10 protein-coding genes are annotated in these 19,164 nt (G+C 71.2%); 4 read left to right on the top strand and 6 right to left on the bottom strand.

The genetic code is table 11. The features are described 5' to 3' along the window. Positions 1–78: 78 nt before the first annotated feature. Complete coding sequence (locus AB0C03_RS06105; RefSeq protein WP_357634834.1) at positions 79–519, bottom strand: EVE domain-containing protein; 441 nt, start codon at positions 517–519, stop codon at positions 79–81. 33 nt (positions 520–552) lie between these two features. Further along, positions 553–1,779, bottom strand: coding sequence for a hypothetical protein (locus AB0C03_RS06100; RefSeq protein WP_357634831.1), 1,227 nt, complete (start codon positions 1,777–1,779; stop codon positions 553–555). Between the two features lie 168 nt (positions 1,780–1,947). Here AB0C03_RS06100 and AB0C03_RS06095 point away from each other — a divergent pair, with 168 nt between their 5' ends. Further along, complete coding sequence (locus AB0C03_RS06095) at positions 1,948–3,495, top strand: NAD(P)/FAD-dependent oxidoreductase (protein ID WP_030327398.1); 1,548 nt, start codon at positions 1,948–1,950, stop codon at positions 3,493–3,495. A 61-nt stretch (positions 3,496–3,556) separates the two neighbouring features. Here AB0C03_RS06095 and AB0C03_RS06090 read toward each other — a convergent pair whose 3' ends face one another. Next, a complete protein-coding gene (locus tag AB0C03_RS06090; protein WP_357634827.1) occupies positions 3,557–4,210 on the bottom strand; it encodes a TetR/AcrR family transcriptional regulator C-terminal domain-containing protein in 654 nt (217 codons plus the stop codon). Between the two features lie 94 nt (positions 4,211–4,304). On the opposite strand from AB0C03_RS06090, the gene AB0C03_RS06085 reads away from it, so the two are divergent. Then, positions 4,305–5,432 (top strand): FAD-dependent oxidoreductase, encoded by a 1,128-nt coding sequence (locus tag AB0C03_RS06085; protein ID WP_357634824.1) that lies wholly within the window; start codon positions 4,305–4,307, stop codon positions 5,430–5,432. A 30-nt stretch (positions 5,433–5,462) separates the two neighbouring features. Here the strand turns inward: AB0C03_RS06085 and AB0C03_RS06080 are convergent, their stop codons facing one another. Together AB0C03_RS06080 and AB0C03_RS06075 are read right to left on the bottom strand one after the other, a co-directional pair. Continuing rightward, entirely contained in the window at positions 5,463–6,803 is a 1,341-nt protein-coding gene (locus AB0C03_RS06080; RefSeq protein WP_357634821.1) for an esterase/lipase family protein, read from the bottom strand. Between the two features lie 31 nt (positions 6,804–6,834). Beyond that, positions 6,835–11,340, bottom strand: a complete 4,506-nt coding sequence (locus AB0C03_RS06075) for a WD40 repeat domain-containing protein (protein ID WP_357635502.1) — start codon at positions 11,338–11,340, stop codon at positions 6,835–6,837. 189 nt (positions 11,341–11,529) lie between these two features. Between AB0C03_RS06075 and AB0C03_RS06070 the strand changes: the two genes are divergently transcribed. After that, positions 11,530–14,994, top strand: a complete 3,465-nt coding sequence (locus tag AB0C03_RS06070; RefSeq protein WP_030327391.1) for a ThuA domain-containing protein — start codon at positions 11,530–11,532, stop codon at positions 14,992–14,994. 435 nt (positions 14,995–15,429) lie between these two features. Beyond that, on the top strand, positions 15,430–15,966 hold the full coding sequence (locus tag AB0C03_RS06065) for an AAA family ATPase (RefSeq protein ID WP_051708063.1): 537 nt from the start codon (positions 15,430–15,432) through the stop codon (positions 15,964–15,966). Between the two features lie 57 nt (positions 15,967–16,023). Here AB0C03_RS06065 and AB0C03_RS06060 read toward each other — a convergent pair whose 3' ends face one another. Next, positions 16,024–19,086 carry a S8 family serine peptidase gene (locus tag AB0C03_RS06060; RefSeq protein WP_357634817.1) on the bottom strand — a complete coding sequence of 1,021 codons (3,063 nt, stop codon included), beginning with the start codon at positions 19,084–19,086 and terminating at the stop codon, positions 16,024–16,026. Positions 19,087–19,164: the final 78 nt, after the last annotated feature.

Raw genomic sequence — 19,164 nt, 5'->3', positions numbered from 1 at the left:
GGCCTCCACTCAGTTCGCTCCGAACATCGGTGACAGGTTCGCACAGGCAGTTCCGGCGAGGCGCGGCCGCCCTCGCGCTCACAGTGGCAGATGGGTGCGCAGGGCGGCGAACTGGGCCACTGTCAGGTAGGAGGGGTTGGCGGCCTGCGGCTGCCGGAACACCTCCAGGTCGGCGAGTCGGTCGTCGGCGCGCAGCACCGTGCGGGGCACCCGGTCCCCGGCGGCGAGGATGGGCAGGTCCAGCGGCACTGACCACTGCTGCCCCGCAGCGCTCGGCGTGGCCGCTCCGGTGACCCGTCCGACGCCCCACACCCCGTACGGCAGTCGGGCCCGGCTGCCGCTGGCCCAGAAGATCACCGGGTGCCCGGCGCGCATCAGCCGCGCCCGATAACCGGGGCGGACGCACCAACTCGTCACCAGTGGCTCGGCGGCGAACCGGGCGGTGAGGTCGACCAGGTCGGCGTTGCCCTTGATCAGCCAGGCGCCCAGGTCGTCGAGGCGCACCAGTGACTCGGTCATCCGCTCATCCTGCCCGGCCGGCGGCCACCCCAATCAGATGATCATGTGGGTCCAGTAGCTGAGCCACAGCACGAACAGCACGCCCTGCACCACGGCGAGCGTCGCGGTCAGCCACACGTCGACGCTGGCGTGCCGGGCCCAGCGGGCCAGCACCAGCGCCACCGGGAAGATCGCGAGCAGGTAGCGCAGCAGGCTCTTGTACACCGGCGGCCCCATCGACAGCGGCACCAGCACCATCAGGACGCCGTACACCAGGTAGGCCAGTTCCCGGCGGCGGAACCCGGCGACCAGCACGCCCAGGACGGCCACGGCGAACCACACCCGGGCGGCGTCGCGTGGCTCCCCGGTCAACCCGTTCAGCAGCACCGGCACCGGGTTCTGCACCTCGATCCCCCACCCGGTCTGTTGCGCGTGCTGGTAGGCGAACCAGTCCCCACCCCGCCACCGGCAGTACGCCATGAAGGTGAACCACCCGGCGGGCAGCAGCAACAACGGCCACCCGATCCGCAGGTAGCCGAGCAGGGCGCGCGGGCCCAGCCGCCAGTCGTGCTGGCGCAGCAGCACCAGAGCCAGCGGCAGCACCACGAGCAGGCCGACGGAGCGGCTCATCGCCAGGAAGTAGCCGACCACCCCGACCAGCAGCCACCGCCTCCGCTCGGCGTAGTAGAAGGCGGCCAACGCGAGGCAGACGAAGAGCGACTCGGTCAATGCGGCCTGGAACAGGAACGCCGTCGGCAGCAGCACCAGGTACCGGGTGAACCGGCGGGCCGCGCGCGCGTCGCCGAGCAGCAGCTCGGCCAGCCGGTAGCCGTACCAGAGCGCCAGCAGGAACGCGACGTTGCTGATCAGCAGCAGGGCCAGGGCGTTGTCGCCGCCGAGCAGCGCGCCGATCGGCCGGGCCAGGAACGGGTACAGCAGGGGGAAGCCGAAGTCTCGCCACGGCTCGGTCAGGGGCAGGGTGCTCAGCCGCAGGTAGAGCAGCGAGTCCCAGGCGAACCAGAAGGAGATCCACCGGTGTCCGGAGATCTCCCGCTGTTGCGCCCACATCAACGCCTCGTCCGACGGCGGGGCGCCGGGCACGCCGTCCCATGCGTGCAGGGCCAGGAGCCCGAGCACTGTGAGCAGCAGCTTCGCGCCCAGGAACAGGGCAATGACGTACGGCCAGGGCGCCGGCACCCGACGGGCCAGGCGCGCCGCGCCGCGGCCGGCCACGACCGCCCGGGCGGCCAGCGCCGTCGTGCCAGTGCGCCACCGGTCCATCCGCCCCGCTCCCCCGCTCCCCGGCCGCGTGGGGAGTCGCTCTCCTCGTGGTACGCCGCCGCGCGCCCCGCCGAAGCGAGGACTAGCCGCCATCAAGTGTGACATTCTGCGCAGAACGGGTAGACGCCGCGCCTCAACCATGGCGGTGAGCAGGGGGAGCGCGTCAGCATGAGCGAGCACATCGGCACGGTGGTCATCGGCGCGGGGCCGGCCGGGCTCACCGCGGCGTACGAGCTGCTCCGGCACGGCCGATCGGTCCAGGTGTTCGAGGCCGACGAGGTGGTCGGCGGGATCAGCCGGACCGTCGAGCGCGACGGGTGGCGGTTCGACATCGGCGGGCACCGGTTCTTCACGAAGGTGCCCCGGGTCGAGGCGTTCTGGCACGAGATCCTGCCGGACGAGGACTTCCTGACCCGGCCCCGGATGAGCCGCATCTTCTACCGGGGAGCCCTGTTCAACTACCCGTTGAGCGCCATGAACGCCCTGCGCAACCTGGGCCTGCCGGAGGCCGCCCGCTGCCTCGGCTCGTACGCGCGCGCCCGGCTGCGACCACCACGCGACCAGTCGCACTTCGAGGGCTGGGTGTCGGCCCGGTTCGGCTGGCGGCTGTACTCGATCTTCTTCAAGACGTACACGGAGAAGGTGTGGGGTATGCCGGCGCACCGGTTGCAGGCCGACTGGGCGGCGCAACGGATCAAGAACCTGTCGCTGGCCACGGCGATCCGCAACGCGCTGCTGCCCCGGCGTCGGCGCACCGACGTGACGAGCCTGATCGAGCAGTTCCAGTACCCGAAGTACGGGCCGGGGATGATGTGGGAACGCTGCGCCGAGCGGGTCCGCGAGCGGGGCGGGCAGTTGTCCACCGGCAGCTGGGTCACCGCCGTGCACCGCGACCCGGCCCGCCGACGGGCGATCAGCGTGACCGTCAATGGCACGGGCGGTCAGCGCACCGAGGCGGCCGACCACGTGATCTCGTCCATGCCGATCTCGGAGCTGGTGGCCGCGCTGCACCCGCCGGCCCCGCCGGAGGTCCGGGCCTGCGCGGCCGACCTGCGCTACCGCGACTTCCTGACGGTCGCCCTGGTCGTGCCGGCGGAGTTCTCGTTTCCGGACAACTGGATCTACGTGCACGACCCGGAGGTGCGGGTGGGCCGGATCCAGAACTTCGGCTCCTGGTCGCCGTACCTGGTGAAGGACGGCCGCACCTGCCTGGGCCTGGAGTACTTCGTGTTCGAGGACGACGAGATGTGGCGTACCCCGGATGCCGATCTGGTGGCCCTGGCCACCGCGGAGCTGGAGCGGTTGGGGTTGGTCCGACCCGGTGTGGTGGAGGCCGGCTACGTCGTGCGGATGCCCAAGGCCTACCCGGTGTACGACGAGCGCTACCAGCACAACGTGGAGGTGATCCGGGCCTGGCTGGCCGAGGCGGTGCCGAACGTGCATCCGGTGGGCCGCAACGGCATGCACCGCTACAACAACCAGGACCACTCGATGCTGACCGCGATGCTCACCGTCGAGAACATCGCCACCGGGAGTACGCACGACATCTGGTCGGTCAACGTGGAGCAGGACTATCACGAGGAATCCGCTGGCGGCGACAACCGGCGGGGCACGGGGCGGGACGCGCCGGTGGTGCCCAGTCGGGTCATCGCGGCCTCGATCAGCGCGCCGGGCGGGTCGGACGAGCGGTCCTCCGCCCCGGCTCCCCCCGCGTGAAGCCGCGCAGGCCTCACGAAACGAGCCGATGCTCAGTCGGCAGTGCCATCGCGGCGGTGGGTCACCTGCGGGGTTCGCCGGTGATGCCGTCCAGGACGGTGGTCAGGTTGTGATGGAAGGTCTCCTCGGCATTGAGGTGCGCGCCGTCGATGACGAGCCGGGCCACTGTGGGGTACCTGCCGGTCGTCAACATGCGGGTGAGGTAGGGGCCGAGGCGGGCCTGAAAGGCGGCGAGGTCGGTGCCGGTGGACCGGGTGGTGCGGCGCTCGGTGACCTCTCTGCGGACCGCTCCCACCAGGAAGGCGTTGAGGGCGCCCACGGCTCGCTGGAGGTCGTCGATGTCACGCACGGCAGGGGCCTTGCTGAGCGCCGCAGCGGTCGCCTCGCCCACGGCGAGCGCGTGCGGCCCCAGGTGCGGCCGCCCGCCGAGCAGGTCGGCGAACCACTCGTGCGCGAGGGCGGCGTCACGGGTCGCGTGGGCGATGGCCAGCAGCGTGGCGCGCCACTGCGCGTGCTGGGCCACCTCGGCGATCCGGGCATAGACGACGTCGACCATGAGGTCGAGGAGTTCGGATTTGTTGGTCACATAGTCGTAGAGCCGCATCGGGCCCACACCGAGCTCTTTGGCGATCTTGCGCAACGACAGCCCGTCGAGGCCGCCCGCGTCGGCGAGCCGGATCGCCGCAGCGGCGATCTTGTCCCGGCTCAACGGCACCGGCGCCGCCCTCGGTTGAGGTTCGGGCCGCTCCCACACTGACAACGGCTCACTACCGTACGGCGTATCCACAAATACAGTGTACGGTAGCGCCATGAGAACGCGAATCGCGATCGCCGGTGGTGGCCTCGGCGGGTTGACGCTGGCCCGGATCCTGCACCGGCACGGCATCGACGCGGTGGTGTACGACCGCGAGGCGAGCCGGTCCGCGCGCCCCCAGGGCGGCGCCCTCGACCTGCATCCGGAGTCCGGGCAGCTGGCACTGGCCGAGGCGGGTCTCGCCGACCGGTTCCAGTCGGAGGCGCGGCCCGAGGGCGAGGAACATCGCATCCTCGACCCGACCGGGCGCACCCTGGTGCACCACGTGCCGCAACCCGGCTCATTCTCCGGGCGACCCGAAATCGACCGCAGCGCCCTGCGTGATCTCCTGCTCGACTCCCTGCCCAGCGGCACGGTTCGTTGGGGGCACCGGCTCGTCGCGGCGACCGCATGCCCCGACGGGGGCTGGGATCTGACGTTCCACGACGGCCACCGGGCCAGCTGCGACATCCTCATCGGCGCGGACGGCGCGCGCTCGGTCGTCCGCCCGCTGCTGACCGACGTCGCGCTGTCCTATGTGGCGACCCTGGTGGAGCTCAGCGTCGAGGACGCCGACCGGCGCCGTCCCGACCTCGCCGAGTTGGTCGGCCCCGGGAACCTGTGGTGCGTCGGCGCGAACCAGATCCTGGCCGCCCAACGTCTCGGCGACGGCAGCCTCCGGGTCGGGATCTCGCTGCGCGCGCCGGAGCAGCCCCTCGACACCTACCGCAGCAAGCGTGCCCTGCTGGACCTGTTCGCTGGCTGGGCCCCCCGCCTCACCGCACTCATCGCGGCCGCCGACAGCCCGCCGACGCCACGCCTGATCGAGGCGATGCCCCTCGGTACGCGCTGGGCCAACCGGCCGGACGTCACCCTCATCGGCGACGCCGCGCACCTCATGCCGCCGGTCGGCGAGGGCGCGAACCAGGCCATGCTCGACGCGGCGGAACTCGCCGGCCGACTCGCCGCCGATCCGGCCGACCCGAACGCGGCGATCCGTGGCTACGAAGAGTCGATGTTCACCAGGATCCACCCGATCGCCGAGATGTCCGCACGGGTCCAGGCCATGATGCTGTCCCCTACCGCGGCGGACGACATCGTGCGCTTCTTCACCCGGCCGGCGGAACCGGCACGCGCGGACTGACACCAGGCCGTCGCACCGGAGAGCGGCGGTTCACCCCGCCGGTGCCACGAAGACGAGGTCGGAGATGACCACCGGAGGAACCTCGGCCACCGCCTCGACGACCATCCGCCAAGTCCCCACCGGCGGCAGAAGATAGCCGTCGTAACGGCAGTGCCCGTCGGGGCGCAACATGGTCACGGCGACCGGTTCGCCGCGGTCCGGGCACTCGAGTCGGGCGTGCAGGAGCAGGTCCGGCCGATCGGCGGTCACCACCACCGGCAGCGGCGTGTCCGCCACCGCCACCTCGGGCACGTCCAGGCCGAGTTCCACCGGCGGCGCCAGGATCTCCCCCAGGTCGACGGGATCGATCTTGTCGAGGATCACGTCGAGCACCCGACGCGACGCGGTCAGCGGGCCGTGTCGTTCGGCGAAGCAGGTTGCCTCCTCGGTGGTGGCCCACTCCGGTGGCACGGCACTGAACAGCGGCACCGTCCCGTCGCCCAGATAGTCCCGACCCTGGTAGGCCTTCCCGTACGACAGGCCGTCCCGGTCGACGGTCACGCTCTGCCAGGTGGGCTGGCGTTTGCCGGCGACCGCGTGAACTGTGTACTCGGGGCGGCCGTTCACCCGCACCGCCGCGGCGATCTCGTCGTGGAAGGCCAGTCCGGACGCCACCGCGTCCGGCGGCAGCCCCGGCAGGGCGGCGGCCCGCACGTTCGTCGGTCCTCCGCCCACGTCCAGGCAACGGTACGTCGGCAGCAGCTCGTACAGTGACGGGAAGGTCCGCGTGACGTCGATCAGCAGCGTGTCCCAGCCGAGCGAACGCAGTGGCCGGAAGGCATCGCCGGTCAACGCCCGCACCGCGTTCACCGAGCCGCGGTAGGGCGTGCCCAGTGTGACCAGTCGGCGGGTCAGCTCCCGGCCACCCAGCACCTCGATGAGGTACCGGGCGACGAGCCCGCCCATCGAGTGACAGACGAAGACGACTTTGGCGCTCGGGCCGCCGGCGCCGCGCCGCCACTCGTCCAACCAGGACCGTACGTGCTCGTTCAGAAGCCTCGCGGTGTGCCGGTTCGACCGCCGCCAGTCGTAGCTGAACACCCGCAGAGCCGGGCCGAAGGCATCGGTGAGCTGTCGCAGCAGGCGGTCGTACCCGGGGCCGCCATAGAACCCGGGCCACAGGTGGAGGCCGCGAACCGGACCCGCCGGCCGCAGCCCGTCCGTCCCCGGCGCACCCTCGGCAAGGCGCAGCAGTTCGACGGTACGGGCGAACGCCGCAGCGCCTCGGGCGACCGTGGGCCAGGACAGATTCCAGACGTCGCCCCGCCCGGGCAGCGTCAACACGCTCCCCGTCACCCCGGGCACCATGACGACCAGGTCACGGGTGGGCATGCGGCTCCTCCGCTCGGATGGTTCGGATGGTTCAGTTCCCTCGGGGCCAGGGCATCCAGGTGCGGCGTCGCCGACCCTCTGACTCTTCCGGCGGGGTCGGCGTCGCCGCCATGGAGGAGGGCTCCGGTTCCGGGGCGAAGACCGGCCCATCCGCCGGGACGCGCTGCCGGCGGCCGCCCGTCGCCCCGCTCTGCTCGGGCGGTACCGGAAGTCGCCGCAGCTCCACCATGTGAACCCCGTCGTCGCCGCCGCTGGCCAGGAGCGTCCGACCGTCACGTTCAATGATCGTCAGTGCGCGTACGGCCGCCGTCTGGCTGGTCAGTTGGGCCAGACGCTGGCCGGTCCGGCAGTCCCAGAGCAGCACCGTGCGGTCGTCGCCGCCCGAAGCCAGCACCGTGCGCCCGTCGATCTCACCGATGGCGAGCGCGTTCACCGCCTCCCCGTGCCCCCGCAGGGTGTGGATCTTTTCGCCCCGCTCGACGTCCCAGAGCACGACGTTGTTGTCCTGCCCGCCGGTGGCGAGCACTGATCGGCCGGAAAGGTTACCGGCCGCGAGCGCCCGCACGTAGCCCTTGTGCCCGGCCAGCAGCTGCACCTCTTCGCCACCGAGATCCCGCAGCTCGACGGTGTCGGAGAAGCCGACCGTCGCCACGACCCTCCGGTCCCCGTGGACGGCGACGGCGAGGGCGTTGACCCGACCGCCCGCCGTCTGCACCGTCCACCTCTCGTGCGTCGCCGGAGACCACAGCACAAGCTGCCCCAGGTCGCCCGTGTAGGCGACCAGAACGCCCTCCCCCAGGTCGCAGAACGCCACCGCCATGACGGACAGCACGGCGTTCCCACGGGTGGCGTCCAACAGGTCGCCGGTGGCGGCGTCGCACAGTCGCACGGACTGGCCGGCGGCGACGGCGACGACCGGCCGGCCACCCAGCTCGGTGACCGCCAGGGCGTTCACCGCGCCGACCCCGACGATGGGCTGGCGGACCCGTCCGGTCATCGCATCCCAGACCAGCACCCGCCCGTCACGGCCGCCGGTCACCAGCACGTGCTCGGACCCGATCCGGGTGAACACCGCGCTGGTGGTGAACCTGCCGTCGTCCCGGGTGGCGCCGCCGGTCGACGTCACTGTCTCCCAGAGCCGCAAGGTGCGGTCGGCACCGCCGGTGGCCAGCACCGCCGGCCCTCGACCCGTGTTGAACCCCAGGGCGAGGATCGACTCCCGGTCGCCGGGCGGATCGTCGCGCGGCTCCTGCTCATCGCCGGGACCCTCCGGCCCTTCGAGCGCCAGCATCCGGCGGCCGTCGCCGGCCCAGTCGGATTCGGCGTGGTACACCGACGGCGGATGCCGCAGCGTGCGCAGCGCGGAGCCACTCACCGGGTCCCACAGGCGGACACCGCCGTCGTCTCCGGCGGTGGCCAGCACCGTCCGGCCGTCGATCTCACCGAAGGCGAGCGCGTTGACCGCTCCGGTGTGACCGGTGCAGCTGACGTGGGACTCGCCGGTCCCCGCGTCCCACAGCGTCACCGTGCCGAACGCACCGCCGGTGGCCAGCAGGAGCCGACCGCCGATGGTGGCCGCCGCCAACGCGTAGATCCAACCGGTGGTCCCCAACGTCCGCAGCAGGACCCACCCCTCGGGGTCCCAGAGGCGTACCCGGCCGTCGTCGCCGCCGGTGACGATGAGGAAGCGGCCGTCCCGGCCCTGGGCCGTCACGATCGCCCGCACCGTCGTGAGATGGTCCGGCAGGGTGGCGTGCAGGTTCAGGGCCGGCAGCCCCCAGATCCGCACGCTGCCCGCCTCGTCGCCGCCGACGAGCAACGCCCGCCCGTCCGGCAGGGTGACCGCCGCCAGCGCGTGCACCCAACCGCCTGCGTGGCTCACCGACGCCTCCTGCGCGCCGGTGGTGAGGTCCCACAGCCGCACCGTGCCGTCGGCGCCACCGGTGGCGACGAAGTTCCGCCCGTCGACGGCGACGATCTCGACGGCGAGCACCGGAGCGCGGTGCCCCCGCAGCGTCGCCCGGTGGTTGCCTGTCGTGTCCCAGACGCGGACGGTGCCGTCCCCACTGGCCGTGGCGATGACCACGTCGCGCGACACCTCACGGATCGCCACCGCGGTCACCGCGCTGGTGTGCCCGGCCAGGCGTCGGTGGAAGGCGCTGCGCTCGCCCCGGCCCCACAGGCCCCGCCAGGGGACTTCGTCGACCGGGTGCAACAGCGGCAGGGCTTCCGGCTCGTGCGCGAGGGCCACCGACTGCAACGCGGCGGCGCGCTGCGCGGTGGACATGTCCGGGAAATCGGCGGCGGTGCGCCAGTAGAGCCGGACCAACGGCCGATCGCGGTGGTCGACACCGGCCAGGACCCGCCACAGCCGGGTCGGCTCGGCGTAGAGCAGGAAGGCGCTGTCGTCGACGAGTTCCGGCAGGCTGTCACCGGCAGCGGCGTGCGTCGCCAGGTGCCGCAGGACGTACGGATTGGCGTCCGGCCAGCGACGGACGCCATCGATCGTCGTCAGGCCGACCAGAGCCCTGGTGATGAGCGCCTGCACCCGCCGGGTCTGGGTGCCCCGTCGGAGGTAGTCGTTGTACGACTGGTGGTACAGCCGGTAGACGGCCTGGCCGTCCTCACTCGACTCCACCAGGTGCGCGCCGGCGTTGGCCATCAACCAGTGCAGGTCGGCCTCGGTGTACCGACCGCCGTCGGTGACGGCGTTGGCGAGGGTGAGCCACACGTCCCGGCGCGGCAGCCCGGCGCCCTCCGCCCACGCCAGCGGGGTGAGCAGGTCACGGACCCTGCGCTCGTGGTCGCCGAAGCGGGCGAGGTCTTCGGCGAAGGCATCGACCACGCTGCCGCTGAGCAGGCTGCGCATCTGCGGCGATCCCAGGTCCGCTACCTGCGGCATCCGGGCGAGTCGTCGGGTGAGGAGGCGGGCGAAGAGGAACACGCCGTTGCTGTGGGCGGCGATCTCCTCCGCCGCGCGCCGGGCCTCGCCGTCGCGTCCCACGTAGGGAGAGCCTGCGGTGTGGGTCAGCCGCCGGAACGAGTAGCTGGCGATGTCCGCGTCCTGGTCGGCGTCGCGGTCCAGCCAGATCACCTGGTCGTCGCTCACCCCCAGGGCACGCAGCAACGGCCGGTGCCCCTGCTCGGCGCTCACCGGGTCGCCCGAGCGGTCCGGCCGGGTAGCCACGAGGACCTTGATGCCGGGCAGCTCGGCAAGCGGTCGCAGCAGTTCCGAGGCGATCAGGCGGATGTCGCGGTGCTGTGCCTCGTCCAGCGCGTCCAGCAGGATCGTCGCCCGGTGACGGCGAACCTCGCTGACCCGGTGCACGAACTCGCTCGCGGTCTGCCAACCACGGCTGGGCGCGGTGATGTTCAGGGCCTCGGACAGTTCGTTGACACAGTCCAGGATGGCCTTGTTCTTGGCGTGCACTCCCGCGTGGATCGACCCGGCTGTCGGGATGGTGTCCACCGGGACCCCGCTGAGGCCACCGTGGATCTCCACCTCCTGCCGGTAGTCCGGGACCGACAGGATCGCCAGCCGACCGAGCACTGCCGATTTGCCGCACCCCGGGGACCCGGTGACGGCGAGCATGCCCGGCCGGTCGTCGTTGAGCCAGGCCACGATCCGTCGCAGTACGGTGTGCCGACCGGTGAAATACCACCCCTGGTCGTCTCCGGCATCGATGCCCCGGAACTTGAGCATGAAGTGCTCGACGACGTCCGCCGGCAGCAACGCGTTTCGCTGGCGCTGCTCGTCGACGTTGACGTCTGGCAGCCAGCCGCGGTGCCGTGGGTTACGGAAGAACCGGCCCACCATGCCCGCCATGTCATGGTCGGGGGTCTGCAGGATCCGGCCGGCATCAATGCTCGCGAGCTTCACCCGCAGCGCCTGAGCCAGCTCGTTCGGGGTGATGTGCCGGTCCCGGTCGGTCCACGGCAGGTACGACGGATCCGGTGGCGGGCCGTCCCTGAGCACCTCGGCGAGCGCCCGGGAGAAGACGAGTTCCTTCGCCACCTCGAACCGGCTCGCGGAACTGATCACCGCGATGTTGGGCCGGCCGCCACCGGCCGCGACGCGACGCTCCGCCTGCCGTCGGAACCCGTCGACGATCTCGTCCGCGGCACCACCGGCACCGCACGCGTCGACCAGGACGACGATCTCGGCGACGTCCTTTGTGGCGAGCAGCTCACCGAGCCGCCGCGCCGACATCGCGGTCTCCTGCGCCGGCTCCGGGCCGGTGGTGTCCCGGCAGCACAGAAAAAACTCGCCGCCGTGCACGGCCTTGCCGTGACCGGCCCAGTAGACCACCAGCCGGCGCGGGTTCGGGGACCACTCGCGGATGGCTTCCTTCACGCTGGCGGCGAGCCCGTCGCGGGGAAGGTCGCTGGCCGCGCGAATGAAACCGGTGCGAGCCAGGACGGCCGCCGCCGCTTCCACCTCCGGACGAATCCGACGCAGCGGCGGAAGCGCGTCGTACCTGTCCATGATGACCGTCACCAGCTCACCCCAGGGCCGTTCCGGCCCGTCGCCGCGCATGTCGGTCAACCGGTACTCCTCATCGCCGCATCTCGCAGGAAGCAGCGTAGTGCAAAGGTCACCAGCCGCAACGGCGCGGGAAACCGCTTACCAGAGCGCTATTGACGGTTGTCACTGGCTGTCAGTACCGTGATGCGGGCAGCGAGAAAGCGCTTTCCGACCCCTCACCGTCCAACAGGGAGCGCCCCCATGCCCCGACACCTCCGCGCGTTCTGCCTGATCCTGCTCGCCGTCGCCGCCGTGGTGAGCACCACCACCGCCCTGCCCGCCGAGGCCGCCCCGCGCTTCCGGGTGCTGGTCTTCTCCAAGATCACCAACTTCTACCACGACTCGATCCCGGCCGGCATCGCCGCGATCCAGCAGCTGGGCGCCGCCCACAACTTCGAGGTCGTCGCCACCACCGACGCGGCGGCGTTCACCGACGCCAACCTCGCCACCTTCGACGCTCTCGTGTTCAACAACACCAACTCGCTGCCCACCTCGGGCGACCTGCTCAACGCCAGCCAGCGGGCGGCGTTGCAGACGTTCATCCGCAACGGCGGCGGCTGGGCCGGCCTGCACGCCGCCTCGGCCAGCGAACGCGACTGGCAGTGGTACGAAGGCCTGGTCGGCACGATCTTCGACTACCACCCCGACTTCTCCGCCACCGGTGGCACGTTCCCCGGCCGGGTCAAGGTGCTCGACCGGGCGCACCCCTCCACCCGCAACCTGCCGGAGCTCTGGGAGCAGAGCGAGGAGTGGTACAACTGGCGGACCAACCCGACCGGCAAGGTGCACACCCTCGCGCAGATCAAGGTGCGCGACGGGATCAACGGCCTGGACGAGGGCGTCGACCACGCGTACTCCTGGTGTCAGCGCTACGACGGCGGCCGGTCCTGGTTCACCGCCGGCGGGCACGCCAGCTCCCAGTTCAGCAGCGCCACCTTCCTCGAGCACCTGCGCTACGGCATCGAGTGGGCGGCCGGCGCGGTCGCCGGTGACTGCTCGGCCACCAAGACCGGCAACTTCGAACGGGTGGGCCTGGTCACCGAGAACCTGGCCGACCCGTTCGAGTTGGCCGTCGGCCCGGACCGCAAGGTCTACTACATCCAGCGCACCGGGGCGCTGAAGGTGGTCAACCAGGACACGCTCCAGGTCACCACGCTGCTGGACTTCGCGTACACCTCGGCGATGACCGACCAGTCCGACGGGCTGCTCGGCATGACCCTGGACCGCAACTTCGCCAGCAACGGCTGGATCTACCTGCTCTGGTCGGACAAGACCCTCAAACAGCTCAACCTGTCCCGGTTCACCGTCGCCAACAACAGCGTCGCGCTCTCCTCGGAGCAACGCCTGCTGGCCGTCCCCACCTACCGGGGCGAGGGCCGGGCCAACTCGCACATGGGCGGGTCGCTGGCAATGGACGGCGCCGGCCGGCTCTACGCGGCGATCGGTGACAACACCGACCCGTTCGCCTCCAGCGGCTACACCCCGATCGACGAACGCGCCGGCCGCGCCGCCTGGGACGCCCAGGGCACCGCCGGCAACACCAACGACCTGCGCGGCAAGATCCTGCGGATCACCCCACAATCCGACGGTACGTACACAGTGCCCAGCGGCAACCTCTTCCCGGCCGGCACCGCGAGGACCCGGCCGGAGATCTACGCGATGGGCATGCGCAACCCGTTCCGGATCACCATCGAGCCGCAGACCAATGCGGTGCTGGTGGCCGACTACGGCCCGGACGCCCGCGCCGCCGACCCCAACCGTGGCCCGGAGGGGACTGTCGAGTTCAACCGGATCACCAGCGCCGGCAACTTCGGTTGGCCGTACTGCGTGGGCAACAACATCCCGTTCAACGACTACAACTTCGCCACCAACACCTCCGGGGCGAAGTTCAACTGCGCCGCGCCGGTGAACAACTCGCCCAACAACACCGGTCTGACCACCCTGCCGGCGGCCCGGTCCGCGCTGGTCTGGTACGCGTACTCCGCCTCGACCCAGTTCCCCGAGCTGGGCACCGGCGGTGGCGGGCCGATGAGCGGCCCGGTCTACGACTACGACCCGGCCAACCCCCGCACCACGAAGTTCCCGGAGTACTTCGAGGGCAAGTGGATCACCTATGAGCTGACCCGCAGGTGGTTCAAGACGCTGTCGATCCACAAGACGGCGCAGACGTTCAGCAACGCCCGCTTCGCGCCGACCGCCGTGGGTGACCTCCAGTCGATCAACGGGATCTTCGACACCATGAGCTGGATCCAGCCCTTCGAGGCGGAGTTCGGCCCGGACGGTTCGCTCTACGTCATCGACTTCGGCGAGGGCACCGGCAGCGGACGCGGCGGCAGCAACGCCGGAGCCGGCATCTACCGGATCGACTACGTCGCCAACGGGCGGCCACCGACCGCGAAGATCGCCGCCACCCCGGACAGCGGGCGCGCGCCACTGTCGGTCAGCTTCTCCTCGGCCGGCACGACGGCGGGTGACGGAACGGCGCTCAGCTACGCCTGGGACTTCACCAACGACGGCAGCACCGACTCGACGGCCGCCAACCCGAGCTTCACCTACTCCACCGCCGGCAAATACACCGCCCGGCTGACCGTGCGCAACAGCGGCAACGGGTTGACCGCCACCGCCGTCACCGAGGTGGTCGTCGGCAACACCCGACCGACGGTCACCATCACCGTCCCCGACGGCGGCTTCTTCGACTTCGGCGACAAGATCCCGTACACGGTGACGGTCACCGACCCGGAGGACGCCACCATCGACTGCGCCAAGGTGACGGTGCAGACGCAGCTCGGCCACGACCAGCACGCCCACCCGCTGGACGTCTACACCGGCTGCTCGGGGCTGCTCGCCACCGAGGCCGACGCCGGTGACGGCCACGGGCCGGGGCAGAACCTCTACACCCTGATCACCGCGCAGTACACCGACGGCGGCGCGGCCGGTGGCGTACCGGCGCTGACCGGCTCCACCCGGGTCCAGTTGCAGCCGAAGAGCAAGGAGGCGGAGCACTTCAGCGCCCAGTCCGGCGTCACCGTCAACGACCGGGCCACCGCCCGCGCCGGGAAGCGGCTCGGCGAGGTCGACCACAACGACTGGGTGGCGTTCGGGCCGGCGGACCTGCGCAACATCGGGTCGGTGACGCTCGGGGTGACCAACGGCGGGCTCGGCGGCACCATCGAGCTGCGCACCGGCTCACCCACCGGCACGCTGATCGGCAGTGCCACCATCGGCTCGACCGGTGGATGGGACAACCTGGTCTCCCCCACCGTCACGCTGACCAACAAGCCCACCGGCACCACCACCCTGTACGCCAGGTTCGTCAACGCCGCCCAGACCGGTGGCACCCCGGACCTGCTCGCCCTGGACTGGCTACGGTTCAACGGCGCCGGGGTCAAGCAGGAGCCGGGCGGGACGCTGTCACTGGCGGCGAACCCGGCCAGCGGCACCGGAACGCTGAACACCACGCTGACGGCCACCGCGACGGCACCGTCCGGGCAGAGCATCACCGACTACGCGTGGGACTTCGGTGACAACAGCGCCGTCACGCACGGGGCGACGCTGCGCTCGATCGCCCACACCTACCCCCGCAGGGGCACCTTCACCGCTCGGGTGACCACCACCTACAGCAGTGGGGAAACGCGCTCGATCAACCTGACCATCACGGTCAGCTGACCGTCACGCGGTGGTGGGCGGGGTCGATCTCCGCCCACCACCGGTGGCAGCTCGCCGGCAACACCGAGTTGCCCGCACTCGCCGAGCAGCGCGGGCGCACCGACCGGGCGGTCGCACGACGGTGTTACTCACCGAACGGTGCGCGCCCAGACGATCTACTCCACCGGCCGCGCCCGGGGCTCAGATGTCCGTGGTCCCGCTGACCGGCCGGCCGGCGGCGTGCGCGGCGCGGCGCGGCGCGGCGCGGCGCGGCGCGGCGCGGCGCGGCGCGGCGCGGCGCGGCGCGGCGCGGCGCGGCGCGGTAGATGGTCCCCCGACTGCACCGGTGACGCCAATCAGCGAGCCGAAAGCGTGGGTGAAGCTGTTTAGGCGAGCCTCGCCGACCGTGCCGGGAGAGGTCGGGGGCACCTGACATGCCTGACTGAGGGAGCCCGCATGAGCAATCGATACGTCGTCATCACCGGTGGGCCGGGTGCCGGAAAGACCACGCTGCTCGACAGCCTGCGGCGAGCTGGATACGCGTGTGTCGAGGAAGCGGGGCGGCAGATCATCCAGGACCAGCTTCGGATCGGCGGTCAGGCCGTGCACGGCGCGGACTCCCGTCTGTACGCCGAGATCACGCTGAGCTGGGAGATTCGTTCCTACCGTCAGGCCAGCCAACACACCGGTCCGGTCTTCTTCGATCGCGGCATTCCGGACCTGGTCGGCTACCACCTGCTGCTCGGCTGGCCGGTGCCGGACCACCTGGCGGCCGCAGCACGCCAGTTCCGCTATCACCGGCGCGTCTTCGTCGCCCCGCCCTGGCCGGAGATATATACCAACGACAGCGAGCGATACCAGGACTTCACCGAGGCGGTGCGCACCCATGACGCCATGGTCACCGCCTACACCCAGCTCGGCTACGAGCTGACTGCCCTGCCGCTGAGCGACGTCAACTCGCGCCGCGCCTTCGTCGAACGACTGACACTCTGATCCGGACGCGGACTGTGGGGCGGTGCGCGACGGCACCGCCCCACAGCTCACAACGGTCTACTCCCAGGAACTCTGCTGGGTGTAGACGAGGTTGCCGGGGACGACGGTGCCGTTGGTGCTCCACTCGGTGTAGGCCCAGAAGTCACCCTCGGGCAGCGGCTTTGTCGGCTTCAGCTTGAACGAGTACGTCAGGCCGCGCTCCACACTGGCGGGAGCCTCCAACGTGGCACCCGCGTACGTGGTGTTGCGCCCGATGATGGCGTGCCCGAGCTGGAAGTCAACGACGGGACTGCCGGGGTACTGCGCGAACACGTACGCCGTGTAGCGCCCCGGCTCGGGCAGGAACTTGTAGGCCTGCTCGGTGCTGGTCCAGTACCTGTCACTGCTGTAGATCAGCTTGTCGCCCTTGTACAGGTACAGGTCGAGGTTCGTGTTCGGGTCGTCGGTGGTGGTCTCGACCACGATGCCGGCGGTGTTCGCCGGCACTGTGAAGTCGACCTTCTTCACACCGGTCGCCTTCGGGTCGAACACGCCGCCGTAGACGCCGGCCGGCATCGAGTACGACGTCCGCCGCATCGGCGTGTAGCCGGTGCTACGGCCGACGAACGGTCCGGTGAAGCCGGGCTGGACCGAGCCGAACGCACCGTTGGTCATCCGACCGAACTCCTCGCCGTCGTCGGCGTACGGCCGGGGGGTGATGCCCCACGGGCGGGCGGCGACCGGGATCCGGGCGCTGTGTGCCTTGCCCTGCCAGGTGATCGAGCCGGTCACGTACCGGTCCCAGGGTGCGCCGCCCCGACGAACGGTGATGGTCACCGTGGCGGACTGACCAGGCGCCAGCGTCACCGACGCCGGCGACACGGTGACCTTCATGCCGGGCAGGCCGGACACCGACGAACGGTAGGTCTCCTTCGTCTTGCCCACGTTGGTCAGGGTGCGGGTGACGGTCACCGGGCGGGTGCCGTCGTACTCACGCAACGAGATGGCCGGCAGGTTGAGTTCCTTGCCGTCGGGCTGGGCCGTCTCGCTGAACGTGACCAGTTCCTTCGCCGTCGGCTGGATGACCAGGCCCGGGTCGGTGGCCTTGGCCAGGTTGATGAACCCGCTGCCCTGCTCCAGCGGGTCGGTGGTGCCGACGGTGTCGGTGGCGGTGGTCCGCAGCGCGGAGGCGACCGCGCCCGGCGACCAGTCCGGGTGGGTGGCGCGCAGGATCGCCGCCGAGCCGGCCACGTACGGCGAGGCCATCGAGGTGCCGGAGTACGCGTCGTAGTTCCGGCCGAAGTTGCCCGCCGGAGAGACCGCCGCGATGATGTCAGACCCCGGTGCGACCAGGTCCGGCTTGAAGACGCCGAAGGTCACCTTGTCCGGGCCGGTGGAGGAGAAGTCCGCCACGCTGGGCAGGCCGGGGACGCTGGAGCCGTCACCGCCGCTGCGCACTGAGGCCTTCGCGTCGGTGGGGTGGCGCATCAGGTAGTTGAAGAGGGTGCCGGCCTGCTTCTCGGTGGGCAGGTAGACCACCGGGAAGTTGAAGATGGAGTTGATCCGGTAGTTGCCGACCGGGTCGAACACCACCATCGCCGCCCCGCCCTTGGCCTTGATCTCGGCGGCGGAGCCGAACATGTCGGACAGCGCGCAGGCGACGACCTTGCCCTTGATCTTGGCGCTGTCGAGGCTGCCGGGCTCGCAGTAGACCGCGCCCAGGTCGGGCGAGCCGGCCTGGTCACCGAAGACCATCGGCAGCGAGTCGCCACCGGGCAGGGCGTCCAGCGAGCCGCCGACGAGCTTCGTGCCGTCGCCCAGCTTGACCGTCGCCTCGTCGAGCTTGGTCACCGCCGCGCCGACAGTGGTCACCCACGGTGCCGCGTTGCTGATCGCCCCGCTCACGATGCCGGTGTTGCCGGCGGACGCGGCCACGAAGACCCCGGCGAGCGTGGCGTTGAGGAACGCGATGCCGATCGGGGTGTTCGCCTCCCAATCGCCGAGTTGGGAGCCGATCGAGAAGTTGATGACCTGCACGCCGTCCGCGACGGCCGCGTCGATGCCGGCGATGATGTCGGCGTCGTAGCCCATGCCACCCCAGAGCACCTTGTAGACGGCGATCTGGGCGTCCGGGGCCACCCCGGAGACGGGGCCGAAGCGGCGACCGTCGATGGTGACGTTCGGCAGCGGCAGGCCGGCCGCGGTGGAGGCGGTGTGCGTGCCGTGCCCGGACACGTCGCGGGGGGACAGGATCTCACCCTCGGGCACCGTGCCGCCGTAGGCGAGCCACGAGTCGGCGAAGTACCGCGCGCCGACGATCTTGCCGTTGCAGTGCTCGGCCACGAAGGCGACACCGGTCTGGCAGGTGCCGCGCCAGTTCGCGGGGGCGGGCATCGTCTTGGCGAACGACGCGCTCTCCGGCCAGATGCCGGTGTCCAGGACACCGATCACCATGCCCGCGCCGGTACCGGGGCCAGGCTTGCCGGGCTTGCCGGGCTTGCCGGGGGTGTCCGGCCTGCCGGCGGTGTCCGCTCCCGCCGACTGGTCCCGCTGTTCAGGGGTGGCGGTGGCCGGGGTGGTCGCGATCGGAGCGGTGGGCGGGGGCGTCGGGGTGCCCAGCGCCCGTGAGGCGGTGACGGCGCGGACGCGCTTGTCCGCCCGCAGCGCGGTCACCTGCTCGGTGGTCAGCTTCGCGGAGAACCCGTTGAAGGCAGTGGTGTACGCGGCGGTGACCTGGACCTTCGCGGCGGCGGCGACGGCGCTGCGCTGCGCGTCGAGGTGGCTGCGGTAGGCCCGCGCCGGCGCGGACGTCACGTCCAGCCGGTCACCCGCCTCCGGGCGGGTTCGCGCCAGCCCGGACGAACCACCGGCGTACGAGGTCAGGGGCTCCTCGGCCAGTTCGACGATGTACCTGCCCGGGCGGCTCTCGTCCGCCGTGGCCTGCTGCTCGGCCGCGTTCCTGCCGCCCGGTCGGCGGTCGGCGCCGTCGGTCAGGATGACCTTCTTGTCGGACCCGGGGGTGAAGTACCCGCCCGCGCCGCCGCCCTTGGTTCCTGCCGGGGCCGCCGACGCCGGTCCCGCGATGCCGGCGGTGCCGGCGATCAGGGCGAAGACCAGCGTCGGTATCGCTAGTCTTCGCACCCTGTCTCTGCTCGTGCCTGTAGCCACGAGGCTCCTTTCGGTTGCTCCCTTGTGGAGCTGTTCATCGAACGCGACCCG

It is taken from the genome of Micromonospora parva (assembly GCF_040649675.1).
Taxonomy (GTDB): domain Bacteria; phylum Actinomycetota; class Actinomycetes; order Mycobacteriales; family Micromonosporaceae; genus Micromonospora; species Micromonospora parva.
Note: the sequence above shows the minus strand (reverse complement) of the source record. Positions and strands in the feature narration are given on the sequence as shown.

Bases quoted from the DNA above. Each gene is read 5' to 3' on its own strand.
- AB0C03_RS06095 (WP_030327398.1), top strand. From the start codon at position 1,948: ATGAGCGAGCACATCGGCACGGTGGTCATCGGCGCGGGGCCGGCCGGG.
- AB0C03_RS06075 (WP_357635502.1), bottom strand. From the start codon at position 11,340: ATGCGCGGCGACGGGCCGGAACGGCCCTGGGGTGAGCTGGTGACGGTC.
- AB0C03_RS06105 (WP_357634834.1), bottom strand. From the start codon at position 519: ATGACCGAGTCACTGGTGCGCCTCGACGACCTGGGCGCCTGGCTGATC.
- AB0C03_RS06065 (WP_051708063.1), top strand. From the start codon at position 15,430: ATGAGCAATCGATACGTCGTCATCACCGGTGGGCCGGGTGCCGGAAAG.
- AB0C03_RS06080 (WP_357634821.1), bottom strand. From the start codon at position 6,803: ATGCCCACCCGTGACCTGGTCGTCATGGTGCCCGGGGTGACGGGGAGC.
- AB0C03_RS06100 (WP_357634831.1), bottom strand. From the start codon at position 1,779: ATGGACCGGTGGCGCACTGGCACGACGGCGCTGGCCGCCCGGGCGGTC.
- AB0C03_RS06085 (WP_357634824.1), top strand. From the start codon at position 4,305: ATGAGAACGCGAATCGCGATCGCCGGTGGTGGCCTCGGCGGGTTGACG.
- AB0C03_RS06070 (WP_030327391.1), top strand. From the start codon at position 11,530: ATGCCCCGACACCTCCGCGCGTTCTGCCTGATCCTGCTCGCCGTCGCC.